Below are 23,642 nucleotides of genomic sequence, written 5' to 3' on the forward strand. Positions count from 1 at the left end.
GTAAATGCCACCGTAAGGTGGCATTTTTTTGTTTGGATAGGTATAGGCTGTAATAAGCGCATTTTGAATAAAGGCATGGCTTATAGGTGCTAACTTATAGGTGTGTAACCGGGTAAGTTATCAAAATCTATCTCATCTAGCTGCTCTGGGTTAGCATATTCATTGATATAATTTTTATAGACTTGCGACTCAATAAAAATAGCAAAAATGTCAGCATCAAGATGGTTTTTAGCAACCATTGACCCTAAAATAAATAAACACTCACTGACCGGTTTTGCTTTTTTGTAGGGCCTGTCTACCGCAGATAGCGCTTCAAAAATATCCGTAATAGCCATTAACCTTGCAGGCACCGACATTTGCTCTTTGGTTAAACCTCTTGGGTAACCAGTACCGTCAAGTTTTTCATGATGACCTAAAGCATATTCAGTCACATTGCTTAAGTGTTTAGGGAACGGCAGGGCATCTAAAATATTTTTAGTTACATCCATATGACGTTTCATTACTTCACGTTCGGCTTCGGTTAACGTGCCTCTTCGTATTGTTAAGTTTTCAACTTCATCAGCTGAGAGCAATGGTGTATTAATATCATTTATAACGAGTTGGTATTTGTTTGCAATGCGTTCAATGTGCTCAAGTTCTGCATCACCTAAAAACTCGCCCCCTACATTCACACGCTGTAATAATGCACGGTCTAATGCCAACTGTTTAAGCTCGGTATCAAGTAGGCGTTCAAATTGTTGAACCTCGATAGGTTTTTGCAGCTTCATCGCACAGATGATTTTTTGCTGATACGCTATTTTTAAATCTCGGCTAATTATTTCAAATTTAGCATCTACATATTTTATTCGATCAAAAATAGTTTCTAGTTTTGTCGACTTTTCCATAATGTGATCGGGAGTCGCGATTTTCCCACAGTCATGTAACCAGCCTGCTATATCAAGTTCATGCCGGTCGGCCTCACTCATCGAAAATGAAGCCAAAGGGCCTTTATTTATATCATGTACGGCATCAGCTAGCATTAACGTGAGTGCTGGCACTCGTTTACAATGGCCACCGGTATGAGGAGACTTTTCATCTATTGCCATCGCAATTGTTTCAGCAAAGGTCGAAAAAAGATCTTCCATTCCCTTAATTAGTGTTGAGTTAGTTAGTGAAATAGCGCCTAAAGAGGCAAAAGATCGAATTAGAGTGACAAGCTCTTCACTAAAAGGAATGTTTTTATTTTGCGCATCTTTTACATTTATAAGCTGGATTACACCAATAATGTCATCTTCATGATCTTTTAAAGGAATTGTTAGCATGGACTCAGAACGATAACCCGTGCGTGCGTCCATTTTTCGAGCTGCGCTCATATCAAAAGGCAGGGCATCATACACGTCAGGAATGTTAATCACTTCGCCAGAATTTGCAGAGTGGGCAACAATAGCGGTTTCGTTTGGTTTGCCATCAATAAAAAGATCTATATTAGGAAAATCTACAGGGCTCCCTAAAGTGCCACCTAAATAAAGATTTAATGACTTATTTATTACCGTTTCAAACTTGAGTTGTTTGTTTGGGGTAATAGAGTAAATGCTGCCAGCATCAGAATTTGCTATCGACATCACAACTTGCAGTATTTCATCAAGTAACTTAGACGAGTTTTTTTCTGTTGTTAGCCTAATACTAATATCGATAAAATGCTGAAGGTTTGTTTTGTCTTTAATGTGCTGTCGCATATGTTTACTACTTTTTAGTATGTTTGAAGGCACCATTCCAATCCTTAGCTAGTGTTTGCAAATCAGTGCCCTTAATACGTTCGATAAAAATGGTATAAACGTCAGAGCTAAATACGGTCGTGTTGTGTAGTTCTTTAAATAAGCTAAGCGCTTGTGGCCAGTTTTTATTATAAAAAAGCGTCATGGCCTGCTGTGATTTTTTAACTTCATTTAACTGTTCTTCATCGAGCTTATCTGTAAAATTTATAGGCTCAAACAACAGTACAGCCGTTGTTTTTCCGACAACTTGCACTTTATCTATTAAACGAAATGAAATATGAGGGCATTCCTTCATCGTTTCTTCTGTAACAAGAATAGCTACGCCATAAAATTTGGTCAAGCTTTCTACTCTAGCACCTAAATTAACAGTATCACCAAGAACTGTATAGGCTTTACGGTAAACCGAACCCATATCACCTACATTCATATCGCCAGTACTTAAACCGATACCAATTTTTATTGCAGGCTGATTGTTTTCTGCAAATAACTGATTTACTTGCGTTAACCCGTTAATCATACCCATTGCGGCTTCAACACCATGGCGAGCGTGGTTTTCATCTTTTAGTGGAGCATTCCAAAATGCCATCACCATATCGCCTACGTACTTATCAATAGTCCCGTTATGATCAAATATGATTTTGGTAATAGCCGTAAGATATTCGTTTAAATATTCACTTAACTGATGAGGCGACATACTTTCTGATACTGAAGTGAAACTACGAATGTCGGCAAACAACACCGTCATATTTTTTCGCTCACTTTTTTGAGATAAACTTTTGCCCTGTAGTATCATCTGATTTATACGCTCAGGAGGCATATATTGGTCAAACATAGATTTTATTTTTCGGCTATGTTTCATTTCAGCGATAGAACCAACAATGATGTAATAACCCGCTAATATAATGATGAGTAAAAGGGGCATTAATAAAGATAAACTAATTTTTTGCACTGACCATAAATAAACGTTTAAAAATATAACGACACTTGTGACTGTAAGAGACAAAATTATAATAAAACGTGCGCTCTTACCGTGGCTAAAAAACGACAGTACGCTACCCGTTAATGCAATGATGAGTAAACTTGCTCCCAGTGACCAATTAGGTTTAGATGGCAGTAGCTCTGGGTGCATTAATCCTTCAAATATATTGGCATGAACCTCCACACCGGGATACTGTAAACCAACAGGTGTTGATCTTAAATCAGCGAGTCCAATTGCCGATGTGCCAATAAAGGCTACTGTGCCTTCTAATTCCTCTAAACCAATTTTTTTGGTCAAAATATCGGTAGCCGAATAATAAGGGAAGCTATGTGCACGCCCTTTGTAAGGAATTAATATTTGCCCATATTCATCAGTTTGAATCCACTTATCTTGAAACTTTATACCTTCGAATAAGGTTATACCATCTAATATATTGGAACGGGTTTCTATGTTTTCAGCAAGGGTATAAAGTCGAGCAACTTCAAGTGCTAAAGAAGGGTAGAGCTTATTGCCAACTCGATTTATAAGAGCTGCTTTACGTATAAAGCCATCTTCATCGCTATGTGCATTGATAAAACCGGTGCCCGTTGTAGCATTTTGTAACTGAGGGATATTTACAATAGCACCAGGAAACTGGTTTATCTGTGAATTAGTATGATCCGCATTTGCCCACACAACACTGCTTTTAGCTGGCAGGTTTTGATTAGTGAGTTGTTCATCAATTAATAAAAAACCAAGAACAGTATCATTTTTAGATAATGCGCTTGCTAGTTTTGTGTCTGCATCGACTTGTTTAGTAATTTCAGCAAAGGGGATGGTGTACTTTTTTGATAAATCAGGAATTTCAGACATAATTTTTGTAACAGGGTTTTCTTCCTGTTCAGAAAAAAATATATCGAATGCAATAACAATAACACCTGCATCAGTAAGCTTTGTAACAAGGTCGGCTACTTTTGATCGACTCCAAGGAAAGCGTCCTTGTTCTTGCATGCTCTTTTCATCGATATCAATTATTACAACGGTTTCATCAATACGCCTAGGCGTCTCTGAAAGTGTTAGTAACAACCGAGAGTCGTATATTATACCTTCTACGCGGTTCACTAACTTTGCAAGCGACCCAGTTGAAAATAGCTCTATTGATGCAATTAATAATGTAATAACAGCGCCAATGAAAAAGTGCTTTGAAGTAATTGGTTTTAAGGAGCTAATGAGTAACGCTCCTTGATAGACTAAAAATCAAAAACTCGTCCTTCTCGGCCGCACTCTATTTTTACCTGTTGAGCGTACTGCGTGTGTAAATATTTTTCTATAGCCAATAACTGTTCATCGGTTCTTGATGGATCGTGGCTAATAATAACCACATTTTTAATACTCGCTTTTATAGCAAGCTCAGCCACCTGATCTATGGTGCTATGCCCCCAACCATGTTTAAGAGGCAAGTCTGCATCTATAAATTGAGCATCATGAATTAGTAAATCAGCGCCTTCAATAAAGTTGACCCATTCGCTAATACTTGTGTTTGCTTTTTCTGGCGGATTTAGCTCATTGTCGGTAACGTAAGCCACCTTTTTTTCATCTGCTTTAATACAATAAGCAGTACCACCACCAGGGTGATTTAGTGGAGCAGTCGAAACCAAAAAATCATTAAGTGTAAATTGCTTTTGAGACGATAAATCAGTATTAAGCGTAATGCTGGCAGGTAAATCTTGATAACACACCGGAAAGTACGAACCACTCATTTGCTTTAATATGGCATCTTGGCTTTTTTTATCATCAACGTTACCCACAGTAATAGTTATATCGCGGTTGGGTTGGTAAATAGGTTTAAAAAAAGGAAACCCTTGAATATGGTCCCAATGGTTATGCGTTAGCAAAATATTGATAGGACTTTGTGTTTCTAGTAAACGTGTACCGAGCTCTACAATACCGGTACCAGAGTCTAAAATAAGATCTTTACCGTTACTTTGTTCGATGTACACACATGAGGTATTTCCTCCAAAAATGTGTGTATTACTTCCTGCTGAAGCCATTGAGCCTCTAACACCAAAAAATTCAACTTTCATAATTTAAGGCTAAGCTCCATCTTCTACAAAATTGAATTTAGAAATACTAACATTGTTAGAGTTAGTGTCATTACAGGTGCTGCTTACAACAACTTGGGTGTCATTTTGTAAGATGATTGAAGTAAATACATGTGTACTGGTACATTGGCTTGCTTCATAAAATCCGGCACCACTGGCTCCAAACGTATTATCTAAGGTACCGTCAGTTAAAATACGCGCTAACATTCCTTTATTGTTAGCCATGCCGGCTAAAATAAGTTGATTGCTACTATCGAGCGCTGCACCACTTAGCTCAGTGTTACCGCTTGACGCCAAAGTATATTCACCGACACCATTTACGGCAAAGCTAGTATCAAGCGCACCCGTAACGAGCAACCTAATAACATTGGCTTTATTTGGCGAATCAATAAGGTTTGCTATTAAATATAACTTACCCGTTGTGTCAGTTAAAATCTGCGCTATTTTATTGTTGGTATCTGTGGTTTCTTCACCTACATATTTAAAGACTTCAGTACCATTTGAGCTTAACTTCAATGCGATTAGCTTTGAAGTGCCACTTAATACTGCCTTACCGCCAATGAAAATATCCGCATTGTCGGTATGTACACGGTTATAGTACTCAAAAGCTGAGCCTATGATACTTCCGCCAGTGCCAAAGTTAGGCTCAAGGGTACCTTCTGGCGTCAACATTATAACGATTGGGCTAGGAGTGCCACTTATTACGATTGACCCAACAGTAATAATGTTACCGCTATTATCAAGTGCAATACCTGTCAGGTTTACCAATTCTGCACCACTGACAGAGGTTGTGTATACACCGTCTGTTGCAAATGAAGTGTCTAAATTACCAGACTGATCAACTTTAGCTACAAAGCCCGCTTCACCATTTTCACTATTTTTAGAGCCTGTAATAACTAAATTGCCGTCGCTTTGCTCGGTTAAAGCGACGCGCGACTTACTCAAATCTATGGCAATTTCTTTATGGCCACTTTCGCTAAAGCTAGTATCGATATCACCCGCACTCGTAAAGCGTGTTAGTACTAACTTAGTAATTGAGTCCGATTTAGCCGTTGATGCAAGAATATACTTACCGGCATGAGGGTCATTGCTAAGTTGTAAAACGTGCATTGATTCGTCGTTTGTCGCATCTACTAAATTATTAAGGGTAAAGTAACCATTCGTTTCAAAGTTACTAAATAATGTGGCTTGACTGTCTATTGCTGCAATAAACGGTTTTGTATTTGAATTATCATTAACACCAGCTACCCAAAGAGTGTCATTAGAGTCGATAGCTAAAGTGTTGGCAAATTGCTTACCACTTATACCATCAATTATATTAATGCCGGAGGTGCCATAGGCACTATCTAAAGTACCTTCATTATTAATCCGTGCTGAAAATAATTTTTCTGAGGCTGATACGCCAGTCGTCCCCGACAAACTAATGCCATTGTTACTAGGCTCGTGTTTAATACCTGTAATTTTAGCGCCGCCATTACCATTTCCACCATTACCATCAATATCATAAATTGCTATACCAGCATCACCAAAACTCGTTATAAGAGTACCCGTTTTATCAATAGCCAAAACCACGGCTTCTTTTTCACCACTGTTACGAGTTATGTAACCACCTGCAAAAGCAGTAAATTCAGAATCAACAACTCCGCCTACAGCAAAAAGTTCGTCGTCTTTATCATTATCAGATATATCAATTGTTAGTGCTGCGCCACCATTGAAGTTATTGTCATTATCGCCATCAGATTTTAAATAACGAAGTAGAGAGTCTTTTGTTCCCTCTGCATTGGTAACACTCCCAACCACTAAGTAATCGGAATCATCAAAGTTCTTAATTGCAAAGCCTTCATCATCTCGATTAGCGCCGCTAACATCGACAATAGCTGGAGTAGAGTTCTCAAAATCTAGATCTGATTTTTTATAATGTATCCATAAACTATCGTTTTGAGTGCCATCAAAGCGTTTACCTACAGCCAGTATCTTATCGTCATCAATTTCAAGGTCATTAATAACAAGAGTACTCGCTTGTGAAGTACAGCGAACTCCTGAATCATTCTCACCAGAGTCAGTACTTACAACGCCAGCAGTATTCATTTCCAATAAGCAGGCTTCAGTATTTGTGCCGTCAAAACTAGAATAAGCAATAAAGAGATCTGTACCGTCAGAAATAATAGCTGTGGCTTCTTCATCATCATCTAAATCTAATATTTTTATTCCATTACTATTAAAAGCATTATTTGTTATGCCAGCGTTGGTGTAAGACACAACAATAATATCTTTATCGTCGCCATCAACAAAACCAACAAAATAAAGGTTGCCATTAAGCTCAATACTGTCTTTAAACTCACCTCCAGAAAAAATGTTTGAAAGATCAAGCTCACCTGTAATCGGGCGGCCAAATGTCACATCTTCAGTTGGAATAAGAAGCTCAATTTCATCAGTAATATTAACGGTTATGTTAACGTTTGAACTTTCATTAGGTGTGCCATCATCAGTTATAGTGACATTTAAGATATATTGATTAGTTGTTTCAAAATCAAATGGGCTTTCACCTGCGGTTGATAAAACACCAGAGCTACTATTAATTTTAAATAAAGCAGTGTTACCGCCAGTTAAACTATAAGTTAAAGTCTGGTTCTCAATATCTGACGCGCTAACAGTCCCTATGATGTCGCCATCGGTAGCATTTTCATTAATACTAAAACTTTGAACCGATGCTACAGGTGCATCGTTAACACCAGTTACGGTAATGGCCACTGTGGCTGTATTGGTTCCGCCATTATTATCACTAATCGTATAAGTTATCGTGGCAAGTCCATTGGTATTGGCTTCAGGCGTATATTGAATTTGATTGCCAACTACTGAGACCGAGCCAATATCAGCTGAGGCTGAAGAGATTACCAAGCTGTCTCCATCAGAGTCAGTATCATTTGCTAATACGTTTATCAGTATTGGTGCTGCATCTTCAGCCATGGTCGCGGTATCGTTATTGGCAACAGGCGCATCATTCACGGCAGTTATCGTAATAGCTAGCGTGGCAGTATTCGTTCCACCATTATTATCACTAACAGTATAGGTAACTGTTGCTAAGCCGTTGCTATCGGCTGCTGGTGTGTATTGAATTTGATTGCCAACTACTGAGACTGAGCCAATATCAGCTGATGCTGCACTGATCGCCAGGCTGTCGCCATCTACATCTGAGTCATTTTCTAATACGTTTATCAGTATTGGCGCTGCATTTTCAGCCATAGTAGCGGTATCGTTATTGGCAACAGGTACATCATTCACGGCAGTTATCGTAATAGCGACCGTGGCAGTATTTGTTCCACCATTATTATCACTAACGGTATAAGTAACTGTTGCTAAGCCATTGCTATCAGCTGCCGGTGTGTATTGAATTTGATTACCAACTACTGAGGCTGAGCCAATATCAGCTGAGACTGCACTGATCACCAGGCTGTCGCCGTCTTCATCTGAGTCATTGGCTAATACGTTTATCAGTATTGGCGCTGCATCTTCAGCCATAGTAGCAGTATCGTTATTGGCAACAGGTGTATCGTTCACTGCAGTTATAGTAATAGTGACCGTGGTATTACCTGTTCCGCCATTATTATCACTAACGGTATAAGTAACTATTGCTAAGCCATTGCTGTCGGCCTCCGGTGTATATTGAATTTGATTGCCAACTACTGAGACCGAGCCAATATCAGCTGAGGTTGCACTAATTGTGAGGCTGTCGCCATCTACATCTGAGTCATTGGCTAATACGTTTATTAGTATTGGCGCTGCATCTTCAGCCATGGTAGCTGAATCGGCGTTTGCTATTGGAGCATCGTTTACGGAGGTAATAGTGATAGTTAACGTTGTTGTACTGGCACCACCGCTGCTATCGCTTACAGTATAAGTAACTGTTGCTACGCCGTTGTCGTTGGCTGCCGGTGTATATTGAATTTGATTGCCAACCACTGCGACTGAACCAGTATTTGCCGAGGCAGCACTGATAGTGAGGCTATCACCATCCACGTCAGAGTCATTTGCCAATACGTTTATTAGTATTGGCGCTGCATCTTCATCTACTGTCGCTGAGTCTGCGTTTGCAATAGGAGTATCGTTTACGGGAGCAATAATTATTGATAAGTTTGTAGTTGCAGTACCGCCGTTCCCATCACTTATTGTGTAGTTAATAATTGCTGTTCCATTTGTATTAGCAGCAGGCGTGTATTGGATTTTATTATCAACAACAGATGCAGAACCTATATCTGCAGTAGCAGCTGTTATTGTAAGAGTATCGCCATCAATGTCGGAGTCGTTAGCTAGTACGTTAACTAATAACGCAGGAGCATCTTCGTTCATCGTTGCTGAATCAGTAGTTGCAGTAGGGGCATCATTAACGGGTGTCACGGTAATCGTCACACTTGCTGTTCTGTCGTTTATACCTTCATTACCAGTACTATAGCCATCCGTAATGGTGTAAGTTAGTACTATCTCACCTGAAAAGTTTGCTGGTGGAGTAAACTGTATTTTTCCGGCGACAATAGTCGCTTCTCCAGCAATATTTTCTATGTTCGAAATACTAATCGTATCGCCATCTGCATCAGTGTCGTTAGCTAGCACGTCTAATAAGGATGCAGAGCTGTCTTCGTCTAACGTAAATTGATCGTTATTGGCTTCTGGAAAAGTATTAACGCCGCTTTCACTTAATGTTACTTGAGCTGTTGCAGTTAAGCCTTGCTCATTTGAAATTGAATAAGTAAAGCTATCTACACCAATAAAACCTAAGTCTGGCTGGTAGGTAAATGAGCCATCAACTTTTAATGTAAGCTCGCCATTTTGAGTTGCATTGATTGCCGTGGTGTTAACTGATAAATCGCCAGCCTCAATATTAAAATCGTTAATTAATAAGCCATTTTGTACTGTTACTTCAAATAGTTTATTTTTGCTAAATTGATAGGCATCATTTTGTGCGACAGGGCTATCGGGTTCGCTGTTTATTACTAAAGTTACTGTGGCTGTAGAGGTTGCACCTAATGAGTCTATAGCTTGATATCGAAATTGATCAACACCATTAAAATTAGCATCCGGCACATAACTAAAGCTGCCATCAATTGCTAATAATAGTTGGCCATGTGTTGGTGCCACAATAAATGTTTCATCAACTGAAAAACTGTCATTATTTGGGTCAGTATCGTTACTAAGCACACCATTGGTTGCTGTAACCACAAGTGTTTCATCTTCGCTTAAACTATAGCTATCATTTTTTGTTACAGGGGCTACGTTAGTGTTTGAGCTTACAATAGTTACATTTGCAATAGCCTGAGCACCTTGTGCATCAACAACTCTATACTGAAAGCTGTCTTGGCCTTGCATGTTCTGCTCGCCTTGGTATTCAAAGCTACCATTATCAAAAAGGATTAATTGCCCTCTTGTCGTTTCGCTAACAGGCGTTGTATCAACAGTTAAGTTATCTAAATCAATATCGCTATCGTTAATAAGTAAGCCAGGCGATAGGACAACTAAGGTTCCATTGTTTGTGATGTTATAAGTATTATCAAGCGCAATAGGAGCGTCGTTAACAGCTAAAATGGTTATCTCTACAACTGCGGTGTCTGTCATACCTAGCTCGTTAGCAACTTGATAGCTAAAGGCATCTTCACCATTAAAGTTTGCAATAGGGATATAAGTAAAATCCCCATTTTCATTTATATTAATGGTGCCATGCTGCGGTAGAATTAATGCATCTGCATTTACACGTAAATCGCCACTGTATTGATTCGTATCATTTGTTAGAACGTTGCCTTGCAGAGTTTGATCTTCATTTATCTGAAACTGATCGGCATTAGCTTCTGGTGCAAATGCAAGCTCTCCACCCACTGGTGCTATGTTTATTATATTAGCAAAGCCACTTTCACCACTGCCATCAATACCGGTAATAAGTACTTGATAACTTTTATCTGTAAGTGACTCGGTAATGCTTAATGCAGTATCTTGAATACTTAAAAATTGTTGCCCGTTTTCTAATTCATTAATATTAGTAGATGAAACTCCAGCTTGAGTTGCAATATAAACGTTATAACGATTAAGTTCGGGGTTAGCTTGCCACGAAAGATTAATATTATCTTCGTCTCGCTGAGCTGTAACACCTTCAATTTGATATGGTTGCCAGTTAAAAGTAATTGCATCAGCAAGGACTTGATTATTTAAAGTGTCAGTTATCCATATTTCTAGGCGTATCTCTCCTGGAGTTACACCATAAAGTGCAGGGCTGAGGCCTATAATTGATTTTTCGTAGTCAAAACCACAATCAGAAGAACACAGTGATATGCTTTTATTGACACTAGGGAGCACTAAATTAACTTCAGCAATGCCATCAGTATCCGAAGCTTCAAGTAAAAAAGAAACGTTGCCTTGCACAGTTTCGTTTGTTTGTGAAAAAACAATATTAGCGCGTGTATTAGCTATGCTTGATCCAACTACTCCTCTACTTGAAGTGACAGCACCTAAAACTTTTGTATTCTTGGTTTGATTACTCGCTATAACACCAGCTAAATTTATATAGCTAGTCACCGTTGGCGTTACTACTTCAGCCGTAGGTGATTGTATTGCCTCTTGAGCAGGGCTTTCTTCTGAGCCTCCACAGGCACTTAACAAAAACACCATAGAACCAAGCAAAAATATATTTTTTGCTGTCATTTTAAATACTCCATAATAAAAGCTTTGTATCCAATGTGTTTATGGTTCTAATTTAAAAGAACCGCTAGCATTTACATCAGGATTATTTATTTCGTTAAGATTAAAGTTGCCAGTAATATTGTCTAAGTCATTCAAAAATATTGCATCAACATCGCCCTCGGCTTTATTGTTGCCATGGGATGCAAATGTAACGGCTAAGTCAAGTTCGCTTAAATTTATTAAACCGCTGTAAGCCGCATACCAATTTCCGCCCGCGTCATTAAAACTAATTTCGCCATCAGGCACTGTGCCATTATCAAAATCAACGGCCATAGTCATAGCAAAGTCAGTAACAGCACCCACACTCGAATTTACATTAAAGCTTGATGCTTCATAGTTAAATACACCTTGGCGCTGAGCTATTTGATCGACTAAAGATGCGCTGCTAACTGTTTGAAATTGTTGTTCAGAATATATATCCATAGTATCTGTATCTGCTTCAAAAGCATTTACTTCAACTTCAGTTACAGATGCTTGTTCAGTCTCTTCTTCGTTGTCATCTTTAGGGTCGATCGTTACTATATTTTGATCAAACACACGTGCTGCACGCGTCGTTTTTAATACTTCACCAGAGGCTGTAATTTGTGCAAACGAAAATGCCTCGTTATCACCCAAAGAAACCACGCTATTATTTTCGAGTGTTAAATCTATTGCGCCATCCCATACAGCTAAAAACACATTGCCTTCAACGAGCTGAACTTCAAAATGTGTTCCACGTATACCAATAGAGCCAACGGGGGTTTTTACATTATAAGAGCCGCCATTTTTTTTAATCACACCCGAAATAGAGCGTAAACCACCTTTAAGTAACTCAATAGAAGCAGAACCTTGTTGGGTATTATCATCAAATTCGTAGTTAGCAATATTTAGTTCTGAATTTTCTTTTAAAGCGATTAAACCACCATCCGACATTGAAAATTGCGCTTTGCTTTTCTCTCCGGTCGTAATGCGATCTACACCAAAAACGGTATCTCTGCGCTGCAACTGCCGTTGTTGTTCAGAGCTTCCATCAACCGCTAGTACAGAGCCTCGCGCTAAAATAGTTTTACCAGCAGGATCATTTGCTTGTGTATAAAAACTTACACAAAGTAAAGTGGTAATTACAGGGAGTAAATGTTTCATAAATACCTTAAATTAAAATGAGTAAGAAGCGCTTAAATTGATATCTAAACGGTCATATTCGAATAAAGAAATATTACTGGATTTATCTTGATAGTTGGCAGCCAACTGTATTGCTAAATCACGATTAACTAAATAGCGAACAGAAGTTGAGAACATAAGAAGGTTATCGGCACGTTCTTGTAAAAATAAAGGGTGATCATCTTTATAATTAATCCATTGGTATCCAGCAAGAGATAACAACTGCCAATGTTGAGCTAGTTGAGTGTTCACTTGGTAGTACAAACTCGTAATATTACGGCTATTAAATTCACCTTCAGTAATATCGGCTTCTTCATTTTTAGCGTTAACGCTTAAACTTTGAAACCATTGCTTAGTTGCATAGCTAGCTCCTGCATTTAATGCATAAAACGAATTATCGAGCTTTTCATCAAACCTATTATTCAAAACACCAGCAGTCGCAGAGCTAAATAAATTAACTTGTTTATTCAACTTATAATTAGCACCTGCTGTTAAAGCTGATTCAGTACGATAAAGATCGCCATCAAGCATTAATGGAGTCGTCGATACTTGTGCAAACCAACTTATGTCATTTTGTTTATATTGATAGGCAGCATTAATATGCGCATTTATACGATCGTATTGGCTGAGTTCTGCAAACTTGTACCACCCGGTATTAACACTCAAAGTGATTAAACTTTTCTGATCTATAGGGTGAGAGTACTTTCCTCTATAATTTAGTCGCGCATAGTTGTCTTGCGTACTTTTACTTTCTGGCGATAATAAAAATTCACCAATATTAGGAATTATAATCGTATCTTCTGCCGTACCCGCATTTACGTTGCCATCAACGCCAAGGGCAAGCTCAATATTTTGCTTATAAGAACGTCCAGCTTCTTGCTTTTTAAGTATGGTTGTATCAAGTAACGACTGTGCTGAAGACTTTATGTTATTAGGTGTATTAGGTGAGTTAATCAGTATTAAAGCTTGGGTATCGGCAGCAGGTAAATTATTAACGGTTAAATAAGCACGAACTAAGTACAAGCGAGCTTCATACCATCTAGGGTTGTTTTCAACCACGCGTTCAAAAGCAAATACAGCAGGTGCCGCATTTCCTGTTTTAAGCGCAGAAACCCCAAGTAAAAAATCATAAACAGGCTCACCTAAGTATTGAAATTCACTGTTACTTTTTTCGTAAGCCTGAGTATATTTTTTTTCAGAAACTAATTTTTGCAGTTCAATCAGTAGCTTATTATATTCATCATTGCTTTGAGCCAATGAGTTAAAACTTATTAAGGCCAAATAACTACATAGTAAATTTCTTAAAAGCTGTTTAATCATGCTTAATTTTATATCCCATAGGAAGTTTGATGTTTTGTAATAAAGTGATGTTATACCAATCTGCTTATATGTGAGGTCTATTTAACGTTAAGAAAATCACGCTAGAACTAGGCGAAATTTTTGTATCTAATTGTTCTAAATAAAAAATTTTTAACAACGTTTTAGTGAAATTTAATTCGTTAAGTTGCTCAAATATTTATGCAGGTTGGTATTAGTACTAGAAATCTAGCACTTTTTGTACTTAAGTACAGCCAATGTAATCACATTGGTTAAATAAATGTTATTTAATTGCAGGCTAAATACTTGCTAATAAATCTTCAAGTTAAACTAATTAAAGGGGAGGGGTTGCTGATAAACTAATTTAGCTTAAAATATTAATTAATTTGGGTAACAAAGCTTGGGTATGCTGTATAGAATATTAAAAAATATAATTTAGGGGAATTATTAAAATATAAATAAAGGGTATTACTAGGAGAAAAAGTGGGGCGATTGACGGGGCTTGAACCCGCGACAACCGGAATCACAATCCGGGGCTCTACCAACTGAGCTACAACCGCCACTACACACACCTTGTTTGGTGTGGCGCGCATAATACATAAAATAATAAATGTTGTGAAGTCTAAAAGTGAAATAAATTAAAATAATTTATTTCAGGCAAATATAATTAGTATTTGGTCGTTAATAATTTTCCAAAGTAGGCTTCATTTTATCGCATAATTGCCTCTAAAAAATCGAATGTACTTACATTTAATAGTATTAATTCATTATTTCATGAGAATAAATTGTAAATTAATGTATAATAATGGCCGAAAACGCTTAATAAAAAACATTTGGAGTAAATATGGATTCAGTACTTAATTGGCTTAACGATAACTCAGGCCTAATCTTACACTACGGTATACAAGCTGTTGTTGCGCTTGTTATCTTTTTACTTGGTAGTCGTATCGCTAAGTTTTGTTCTAACTTAACTGAAAAAGGTTTTGCTAAAAAGAAAGTAGATAAAGCTGTAGGGTCGTTTGTTTCAAGCATTGTGTACACACTTGTATTTGCTGTTACTATTTTAATGGCACTTTCGCAAATTGGTATTGAAACAACTTCGTTCATTGCTATTTTAGGTGCTGCAGGCTTAGCTGTTGGCTTAGCATTACAAGGTTCATTATCTAACTTCGCATCAGGCGTACTTATTATTTTACTTCGCCCATTCAAGTCTGGTGACTTTGTTGAAGCAGGTAATAAAATGGGTACTGTTAAGAAAATCGAAATATTCTCAACTGAACTTCGTACTCCAGATAATAAAGTAATCATCGTACCAAACTCTCAAATAATGTCAGGCGCTATTACTAACTTCTCGCGTGAGTCTACTCGCCGTATCGATTTAGTTATTGGTGTTAGTTACGATGCTGATTTACGTCAAGCAAAAGAAGTATTAAAATCTGTATTAGATGCAGAAACACGCATACTTAAAGACCCAGCTTATACAGTAGCTGTATCTGAGCTAGGTGATTCTAGCGTAAACTTTGTTGTTCGCCCTTGGGTTAACGCTGCTGATTACTGGCCTACTTACTGGTCATTAATGGAAAATATTAAAATTGCATTAGATGATGCAAATATTGCAATCCCATTTCCACAAATGGATGTTCATTTACACAAGCAAGACTAATTTTAAATAGTTATTTGATTAAAGTTATTTTTAATTGTTGTAGTGATAAAACGGCTATAGACATAAAATTTCATGCAGTATTTGCTGCATGAAATTTTTTACATTATTACTTAGCTGTTTTGCTTGCTCTAACAAGTAACGCTTTAATAAAATAGATATACATTTATACAAAGGTTATTTTTTAATGAAATTAAAGCTTTTATCAATTTTAGTTGCAGCATCTGCTGCAACAAATGCATTCGCTGCAAACGCAGATCAAAAAACGTGGGAAGTTACCAGTGAACTTGGTGCTATTATCACAAGTGGTAATACAGAAACGACCACACTCAAAGGTGGTATTAAAGTACAGCACAACCTTGAAAACTGGAACAACGAATACAAGCTAGACGGCATCTACAAAGAAGATGAAGTTGAAGATGCTAATGGCGACAAAAATAAGCAGCGCACTAATGAAAAGTACTCGATTTCAGCGCAAGGCAATTACAAATTAAATGAAGATCATTCTCATCTATTCATTTATGGTTCACACGTTTCAGATTATTTTGGAGCATATAGAAGTGAGTCAGTAATTTCTGCAGGTTACGGTCTACGTTTATTAAACGAAAAAACCATGTGGTTAAGTGCCGAAGTTGGTCCTGGTTACAAATATTTTGAATACCCAGATGACAGCACTGAAATAGATGATAACGGTAACTCTCTTGCTGGCGAGTTTGAAGGCGAAGTAATTGCCTTAGGTAAATTAGATTACAACTGGCAAATTTCTGAGAGTGCACGTTTTACTCAATTAGTTGCTGTAGAGTATGGTGATACAAACACTAAAACTCGTTCAGAAACTGCATTGCTTGCAAAAATAAACGGCTCATTACAAATGAAAGTCGCTTTTAATGTCACTAACAACTCAGATGTTGCTGACGACAAAGAAAGCACTGACACAGAAACATCATTTACTCTGGTTTACAGTTTTTAACCAATGTAACTAAGTTAATGACACTAAAGTGACAAAAGGGACGAAAGTCCCTTTTTTATTTGCTCAAAATTAATGTATTATGGCCACCAATTTTGGTTGTAGACCTAGGGATATACCTACTCGTGAAAGTTTTTACACAATTTATTAGTGCTTTTATTCTACTTTGTAGTTTTAGTACTTTGGCTTTTACGCCAACAGCATCTCAAATTGAGCAATTTAAAAAGCTGCCAAAAGCTCAGCAAGAAGCCCTAGCAAAACAGTATGGTGTTGATGTTTCAACAATCACCGGTACAAACCAATCCAATAATCAAAATAATACAGAGCAACAAAACAGTATTGGCGAGCGCGCAGAGCCAGAAAAAGAAAAGCTAACAGATGAAGAGCGCTTCAAACCAAAAGCAGACGAACTAAAACCATATGGTTATGAGTTGTTTGCAGGTGAACCCACTACATTTATGCCAAGCGAAAATGCCGCAGTACCCGATACTTATATTGTAGGCCCTGGCGATCAATTAAAAATTAACTTTTATGGTAAAGAAAGTGACAGTTTTGAAGTCATAGTTGACCGTGAAGGACGTATTAGTATTCCTGACCTGAGCCCTGTAGAAGTGGCTGGTTTAACCTTTGCTGAAATTAAAGAACTAGTTAAAGTAAAAGTAGAGCAGGAAGTTATTGGTGTAAAAGCCTTTATATCGCTTGGCCAACTTCGTAGCATGCGTATTTTAGTGCTAGGAGAAGCGTATAAACCGGGTAGCTACAGTGTTTCTTCATTAACAACCGTTTCGCACGCATTATTCGTAAGCGGTGGCGTGTCTGACATTGCCTCTCTTCGTAATATTCAAGTTAAACGCGCAGGCAACGTAGTTGCAAACTTTGACCTTTACGACTTACTTATTAATGGCGATAGCAGTAACGATATCGTATTAAAGCCGGGCGATGCTGTATTTATTCCATCAGTTGGCGCTCAAGTAAGAGTTGAAGGTGCGGTTAAACGCCCAGCTATCTTTGAACTTAAAAAAGGTGAGTCTGCTAAGCAGTTATTAGCAATGGCCGGAGGCCTTAAACCAAATGCATATGCCAAAAGCGCAATTGTAGAGCGCTTTAACTTCGATCGTAAAGAAGTGCTATCGGTAGATTTTTCAAAATCGCAAATTAACTATATTCCACAAGATGGCGACCGTATTCGCTTTAATTCAGTTAGCTCGCAATATCAAAATTCAGTTAGCTTAATTGGTGCAGTAGCGCGCCCAGGTAATTATCAGTGGCACCAAGGCAAGCGCATTTCAGATGTACTTAAATCAGTACGTGGTGACTTACTACCGCAAGCCGATTTAAGCTACGGACTCGTAATTCGTGAAATCAATATAAATGGTGATATAGAAGCTCATCAGTTCGATGTAGCCCAAGCTATTATCAAAAATTCAGAGAATGACTTACAGCTTCAAGCTAATGACAAGATAGTTGTATTTAGCCGTTTTGAAGAAAAAGAATTAGAGCAATCAACTCTAGCAAATATGGCCCTTAGTCAAGAGCAGCAAGAGCAGCAACAAAAAGCAGAGCAATGGCATAAGTTTGAACAAAAAGAGTTCGAAAAATACATTGGCGTTAATCAAGAAGACGAAGAACTTGTTCTTGAAGACAATAAAATACTCACTATTGCTGAAATTTCTAAGCGCAAAGCAAAAGAAGAAGAAGACCAAGAACTCAAACCTGAAGATTACGCGTTATTTAGCCGCCATAATTTATTAGCTCCAATTATTGCTAAATTTAAGCAGCAAGCATCAGTGCAACAAGCAATGCAACTTGTGGAGATCAGTGGAAACGTTACTTTCCCTGGTATTTATCCATTAATGATTGGCGGTGAAGCAAAAGACTTAATAATAGCAGCGGGTGGCTTGTTAGAGTCAGCCTACGTGAAGCAAGCTGAAATTACACGTATTGTAGCCAGTGATGGTTCTAAAATAGAACACCTACGGTTTGATCTCGAAAGTGCGATGAAAGGTGAACTTCAAAGTAATATTACATTACAAAGCAAAGACAGCATCAATGTTTTTGCAATTCCAAACTGGCAAGAAAATGTAAAAGTAGAGTTAAAAGGCGAGCTTAGATTCCCGGGCACTTATACAATACGCCGTGGTGAAACGCTTACTGAACTACTTGAACGCGCGGGTGGCTTTTCAAAATTTGCAGAGCAAAAAGCAGCTGTATTTACGCGTACATCGATAAAAGAGCAAGAGCAAAAGCAACTAGCGCGTTTATCTACAGAGCTTCGTCGTGATATAGCTTCAAAAAGCTTTCAGAACTCCGTAAGCAGTAGTACGCTTTCATATGAAGAGATGAACAAGCTGTTAAACGACCTCGCGAGTGTTGAAGCCGTAGGCCGTTTAGTAATTGATTTACCTTTAATCGTAAATAATCAACAAAATTTAGTATTACAAGATGGCGATACACTATATGTACCAAGCAAGCGCGATTCAATTAGTGTAATTGGTGAAGTTAACTACTCAACATCGCATCTTTATAAAACAGGTGTAAGTGTTGATGATTATATAGCGCTAAGTGGCGGGCTCAAAGAGCGTGCCGCTGAAGATCGAATTTACATTATTAAAGCTAATGGTTCAGTGAAAATACCAAATACAGGTGGCTGGTTTGCAGCAAATAATGCTGACCAGTTAGAACCAGGGGACACAATAGTAATCCCAATGGATGCAGGGCATATGGATAAGCTAACGCTTTGGAGTACAGCAACGCAGATTCTTTATCAGCTAGGTGTAGCTGTAGCAGCAATTGGAAGTCTTTAGGTGAAAAATGAATAATCAAGATTATATAGAGGTGGATTTCCGAACTTTAATTTCTATATTATGGAAAGGGCGTATATTAATTGTAGGTATTACAGCTTTATTTTCTGTAATAGCCGTTTTATTCTCACTGTCTTTGCCAAATATTTATCGTTCTGAGGCATTGATCAGTGTCGTTGAACAGGGACAGGACTCACCTTTAAGTGGATTATCCTCCACATTTGGAGGACTGGCTTCCATCGCCGGAATAAATTTACAAGCTGGAAGTGGTAGTAAACGTGATATAGCAATCGAAACACTGAAAAGTAGGACGTTTATTAGTGATTTTATCAATATTAATGAGCTAAAGCCCTTACTAATAGGTGTTGAGGGCTGGAATGCTGAGAAAAACGAACTTATTTATGATTCTGAAGTTTATGATATAGAAAATAACATCTGGGTGCGTGAGGTCAGTTACCCTAAAACAAAAACACCTAGCGACTTAGAAGCATACCGCTACTTAATAAAGGAAAACTTGTCTATTTCGGAAGATGAAGACACTGGTTTTATTCGTGTATCTATAAAACATTATTCACCATATATAGCTAAAAGAATCTTAGATAGCCTTATTAACTCTATAAACAATAAATTACGAATGATCGATATTGAAGAAGCCAATAAAAGTGTAGTTTTTTTACAAAGTAAACTTAAAGAAACTAAGAATGTAGATATAAGAAAAATCATGTTCGATATGATTGAAGGGCAAGTGCAAAATCAAATGCTTGCAGAGGTAAGGGATGAGTATGTGTTTAAAACTATCGATCCTGCAATTGTTGATGAAGTTAAGTTTTCACCTAAAAGAGCCATTTTAAGTATTATGGGTGCAATTTTAGGTTTTTTTATAGCTGTATTCAGTCTTTTAGTGTTTTTTATATATAAACGACAAAAGTAACTAGTGTTAAACCTTGAATATTACTTTTTCTTTTCTATATGTCGCTTTTTAGCATTTAATCAGAGATCAAAAATTTGTCAAAAATAATCTTAAAAGAGTCATATTTATACCTTTTAGGAGAAGTAATAAGTAAAGGTATACCTGTTTTTTTACTTCCTTATATGGCTAAAAAAATGGGAGTAAATGAGTTAGCTAATTTTTCTTTGTATCAGTCAATTATCGCAATAGCCTCTGTAGTTATACTATTGTCAATGGATGGTGCAATTGCCCGCTATTATCACAGGTATGGTTTCAGGTCGATCAGTATACTCAGACGTATTGCTGTAACTATAAGTGCAGCACTATGTTTAGTAATTATTACAATCTCCTTGTTATTAGGTGAAAACCACATAGCAATATCGGCTTTAGCATCATTTTGCTATGTGTTACTTATGCTTAACTTCTCTATAGCTCAAGCTTCTAGGCAAGTACATAAATACTTTTTAGCACAAGTGATTAGTGGTGTGACTTTGCTATTTAGTATTATTATTTTATTCGAGTTTACGCAAGCAACATCACAGACCAGAGTTTATGCCGGGGCACTTTCTTGGTTTATTCCTTCTCTCTGGCTATTTTTTACGTTAAAAACGTATACGAATAGAATCAATAAGAAAATAAATAAAAAACATATTTTATATTTATTTTCTTTTGGTTTACCTCTCTTACTACATGCTCTATCAGGTGTGATTAGAGGACATGTCGAAAGGTTTATCATCAATGACTCTTTTTCCAAAAGTGCTCTTGCGGAATACTTTTTAGCAATTCAAATTGCAAGTATTTTTTACCTGCTTTTACTGGCACTAAATAGAGCTTTAGTACCTCATTTTTATGCGAAAATGAAAAATAGGGCCCTTAACACAATAGAAGTAAAGCAACTTGTTTTAAAGTCATTCCTAATTGTGCCTTTGTTTCCTATTTTTGTTTACTTAATTCCAGACTCATTATTTGTTTATATTTTTGGTGATGAGTATACAAATCTAGGTCAGTGGGTTGCTGTTCTAGTGTTAGGATACTCTTTAATGATCCCATACTTCATTCTGGTAAACCTTTTGTTTTATCAAGCAAGAAATAAGTTAATCTCATCGGTTAGCATTTTTGTCGCTTTGATACATATAGGGATATCTTGCATATTCTCATTATATTCAATGGACTTGTTGGTTTACTCATTGTTTTTTTCATCAATATTACAAATATGCATAATGTATTTTTGTACATTTAAAAATATAAGTAAGGTCAAACAATAAATGGAACTTTATATTGCCTCAAAACCCATGCAAATCACGGTTTCTAGTATAATTGCCGGTTCTAAAAAAGAAGGTAGTTGTTTAATAATTATTGATATGTTTCATGATGCAGAAGCTGTTTTTAATAATATTAAATCTGCAGGTGATTGGAAAAAAGTACTGTTTGTAAAAAATCGATTCATGTCATTTGTTAAAGGAAGTCGTTTAAAACCGACAAAAACTTATATCGATGGTGACATAGGTACTAGGTTAGCCTTATACCTCGCTTACTTCAAACTTATATCCAGAACAAAGCAGATTTATGTTTACGAAGAAGGAATTGGTACATATAGAAATGACATATATGTACCTAGCTATAAAACTAAAATTTTTGATGTGTTAGGTATAAGTACTGTATTTGGAGGAAGTTGGTTCTGTAATGGGGTTTATGTATTTGAACCAAAAGAGTATGCAGAGCGAATTAAAATAAAAAAGAAAAACTTTTCTATCTTAAAAATCACTAAAAGTATGAAGAGTTACTGCGAAGAAAACGTAGCTTATTTAAATAAAATTTATAACTTTGATCCAGCAAGTGTCGGTGAGGGGAATAAGTGTTTTATATATATAAGTGACTGGAGTTTTGATAGTCGTTTCATCGATATTGCAGATAGAGTTTATGATAAAAAGTTAGTTAAATTACACCCGAATATCAAAAATAGCTTAGGGCTTGAAGGGGCACTCGGTTTTGAGGTTGTTGAGAATAAAGTGCCTGCAGAGATTTTAATAAATGCACTTTCAAAGAGTTACTCACAAGTTCAAGTTTTACATCATGGTTCGAGTGTCGCGCACTATATGAAGTACGATAATGTGTCTTATTTAAAAGTTTCCAAGTGAGTTATTTTTGAGCAATGTTGATGTGTGAACCTTTTAACAATCTATCATTTAAGGCGTTTAAGTGAATTATTATACAATCGCTAATTATGGGTTGCTACTCATTGCGCTACTGCTCATTTTACTTATTGCTTACAGTGATATTTTGGGAAAAGTTAGTTTTAAAAGCTCAAGTGCGTTGTTATCTATTTTATTTTTATTAGTGCTTTTGATTTCCCGTGATAAAGGCTGGGATTTAGAGTTATATGAAAATATTTTTAATAATGTTAATGATATTGGAATTGGTGGGTGGATAGAGCCAGGTTTTCAGTTTTTAATATTAGCGGTTAAATCAATCAATGGGAACTTTCTCTTATTTAATACTATTTACTCATTGATTATATGTTGTTTTTTATATTCTATTGTAAATAGAGACTTAAGATATGCATCAATAGCAGTATTAATGTTTTTCTTTCTTTATTATTTTAGAGGACCATATGGGCAAATAAGGCAAGCATTAGCAATGCTGATCTTCTTATACTCGCTGAGATTTATTGTTGATAGAAAGATGCTATACATTTTTCTTAACTTTATAGCATTAATGTTTCATAGCGTTGCTATATTTAGTTTTGTTTTTTTAATTTTGGCCAGTTTTTTTAATTTAACAAAGAAGAGATATTTAATATTAATTTCTTTATTTTCAATTTTTTATCTTGCGGGGGTCTTTAGTAACCTCCTAACATACTTAATCGGATTAGATCCAAACCCAGTTTTAATGAAAGTACAATTTTATATTGAAAATGCTAATGTTCAGGGTGGCTGGTTAACGCCTGAATTTCTTAAGATATGGGTTATCTCTATATTAGTTTTGTTGATTGTCCCCGAGTTTGATAAACTTAACACATACCGCAAAATCTTAATTTTGAGCTTTCTTACTGGTTCATGTTTATACATGCTTTTAAGTTTTGATTTAAGGCTTGCATCACGTTCAAGTCGGCTTTTCCTGATTTCTGAATTTTTAATCATTGCTATGTTATTTGAGTATGTGAAAAATAGAGGAAAGCTATTCTTATTTATACTTCTTTATGGTTCTTTCTTTTTAATTTGGGAGTTCTATATTATGTCAAAAGCAGAGGTTATTTACTCGTGGAGTTAAA

Annotated in this window: 13 protein-coding genes and 1 tRNA gene; 7 read left to right on the forward strand and 7 right to left on the reverse strand. The window is 36.7% G+C overall.

The annotated features are described in order from the left end of the window. Positions 1-89: 89 nt before the first annotated feature. The 7 genes from I6F45_RS02165 to I6F45_RS02195 all read right to left on the reverse strand — a co-directional run bounded on the left by I6F45_RS02165 (position 90) and on the right by I6F45_RS02195 (position 14,554). Complete coding sequence (locus I6F45_RS02165; protein WP_121953548.1) at positions 90-1,751, reverse strand: HD domain-containing phosphohydrolase; 1,662 nt, start codon at positions 1,749-1,751, stop codon at positions 90-92. Continuing rightward, positions 1,723-3,834 carry a CHASE2 domain-containing protein gene (locus I6F45_RS21565; protein WP_331460629.1) on the reverse strand — a complete coding sequence of 704 codons (2,112 nt, stop codon included), beginning with the start codon at positions 3,832-3,834 and terminating at the stop codon, positions 1,723-1,725. Before I6F45_RS21565 ends, I6F45_RS02165 begins: the two co-directional genes overlap by 29 nt. Before the next feature lie 128 nt (positions 3,835-3,962). After that, positions 3,963-4,796, reverse strand: coding sequence for an MBL fold metallo-hydrolase (locus I6F45_RS02175; protein ID WP_165740586.1), 834 nt, complete (start codon positions 4,794-4,796; stop codon positions 3,963-3,965). A gap of 9 nt (positions 4,797-4,805) precedes the next feature. Continuing rightward, on the reverse strand, positions 4,806-11,498 hold the full coding sequence (locus tag I6F45_RS02180; RefSeq protein WP_197159550.1) for an Ig-like domain-containing protein: 6,693 nt from the start codon (positions 11,496-11,498) through the stop codon (positions 4,806-4,808). Positions 11,499-11,537: 39 nt separating this feature from the next. Then, positions 11,538-12,659: a FecR family protein gene (locus I6F45_RS02185; protein ID WP_007582324.1), complete on the reverse strand. Its 1,122-nt coding sequence runs from the start codon at positions 12,657-12,659 to the stop codon at positions 11,538-11,540. 12 nt (positions 12,660-12,671) lie between these two features. Then, a complete protein-coding gene (locus tag I6F45_RS02190) occupies positions 12,672-13,997 on the reverse strand; it encodes a surface lipoprotein assembly modifier (protein WP_197159551.1) in 1,326 nt (441 codons plus the stop codon). A gap of 481 nt (positions 13,998-14,478) precedes the next feature. Then, positions 14,479-14,554: transfer RNA gene (locus tag I6F45_RS02195), tRNA-His, on the reverse strand. A 284-nt stretch (positions 14,555-14,838) separates the two neighbouring features. Here I6F45_RS02195 and I6F45_RS02200 point away from each other — a divergent pair. The 7 genes from I6F45_RS02200 (at position 14,839) to I6F45_RS02230 (ending at position 23,641) form a co-directional block, all read left to right on the forward strand. Next, positions 14,839-15,657 (forward strand): mechanosensitive ion channel family protein, encoded by an 819-nt coding sequence (locus tag I6F45_RS02200; protein ID WP_007582322.1) that lies wholly within the window; start codon positions 14,839-14,841, stop codon positions 15,655-15,657. 184 nt (positions 15,658-15,841) lie between these two features. Next, the gene (locus I6F45_RS02205; protein ID WP_197159552.1) at positions 15,842-16,624 is read left to right on the forward strand and encodes a DUF481 domain-containing protein; all 783 of its coding nucleotides are present in this window, start codon (positions 15,842-15,844) and stop codon (positions 16,622-16,624) included. Positions 16,625-16,746: 122 nt separating this feature from the next. Next, positions 16,747-19,425: an SLBB domain-containing protein gene (locus I6F45_RS02210; RefSeq protein WP_197159553.1), complete on the forward strand. Its 2,679-nt coding sequence runs from the start codon at positions 16,747-16,749 to the stop codon at positions 19,423-19,425. A 7-nt stretch (positions 19,426-19,432) separates the two neighbouring features. Beyond that, positions 19,433-20,353: a Wzz/FepE/Etk N-terminal domain-containing protein gene (locus I6F45_RS02215; protein ID WP_024589841.1), complete on the forward strand. Its 921-nt coding sequence runs from the start codon at positions 19,433-19,435 to the stop codon at positions 20,351-20,353. Between the two features lie 74 nt (positions 20,354-20,427). Then, positions 20,428-21,636, forward strand: coding sequence for an oligosaccharide flippase family protein (locus I6F45_RS02220; RefSeq protein WP_165721195.1), 1,209 nt, complete (start codon positions 20,428-20,430; stop codon positions 21,634-21,636). Beyond that, positions 21,637-22,509, forward strand: a complete 873-nt coding sequence (locus I6F45_RS02225) for a hypothetical protein (RefSeq protein WP_024589839.1) — start codon at positions 21,637-21,639, stop codon at positions 22,507-22,509. A gap of 61 nt (positions 22,510-22,570) precedes the next feature. After that, positions 22,571-23,641 carry an EpsG family protein gene (locus I6F45_RS02230; protein ID WP_024589838.1) on the forward strand — a complete coding sequence of 357 codons (1,071 nt, stop codon included), beginning with the start codon at positions 22,571-22,573 and terminating at the stop codon, positions 23,639-23,641. The last annotated feature ends 1 nt before the right edge of the window (position 23,642 follow it).

The organism is Pseudoalteromonas sp. SWYJZ19 (assembly GCF_015864375.1).
Classification (GTDB): Bacteria; Pseudomonadota; Gammaproteobacteria; order Enterobacterales; family Alteromonadaceae; genus Pseudoalteromonas; species Pseudoalteromonas arctica.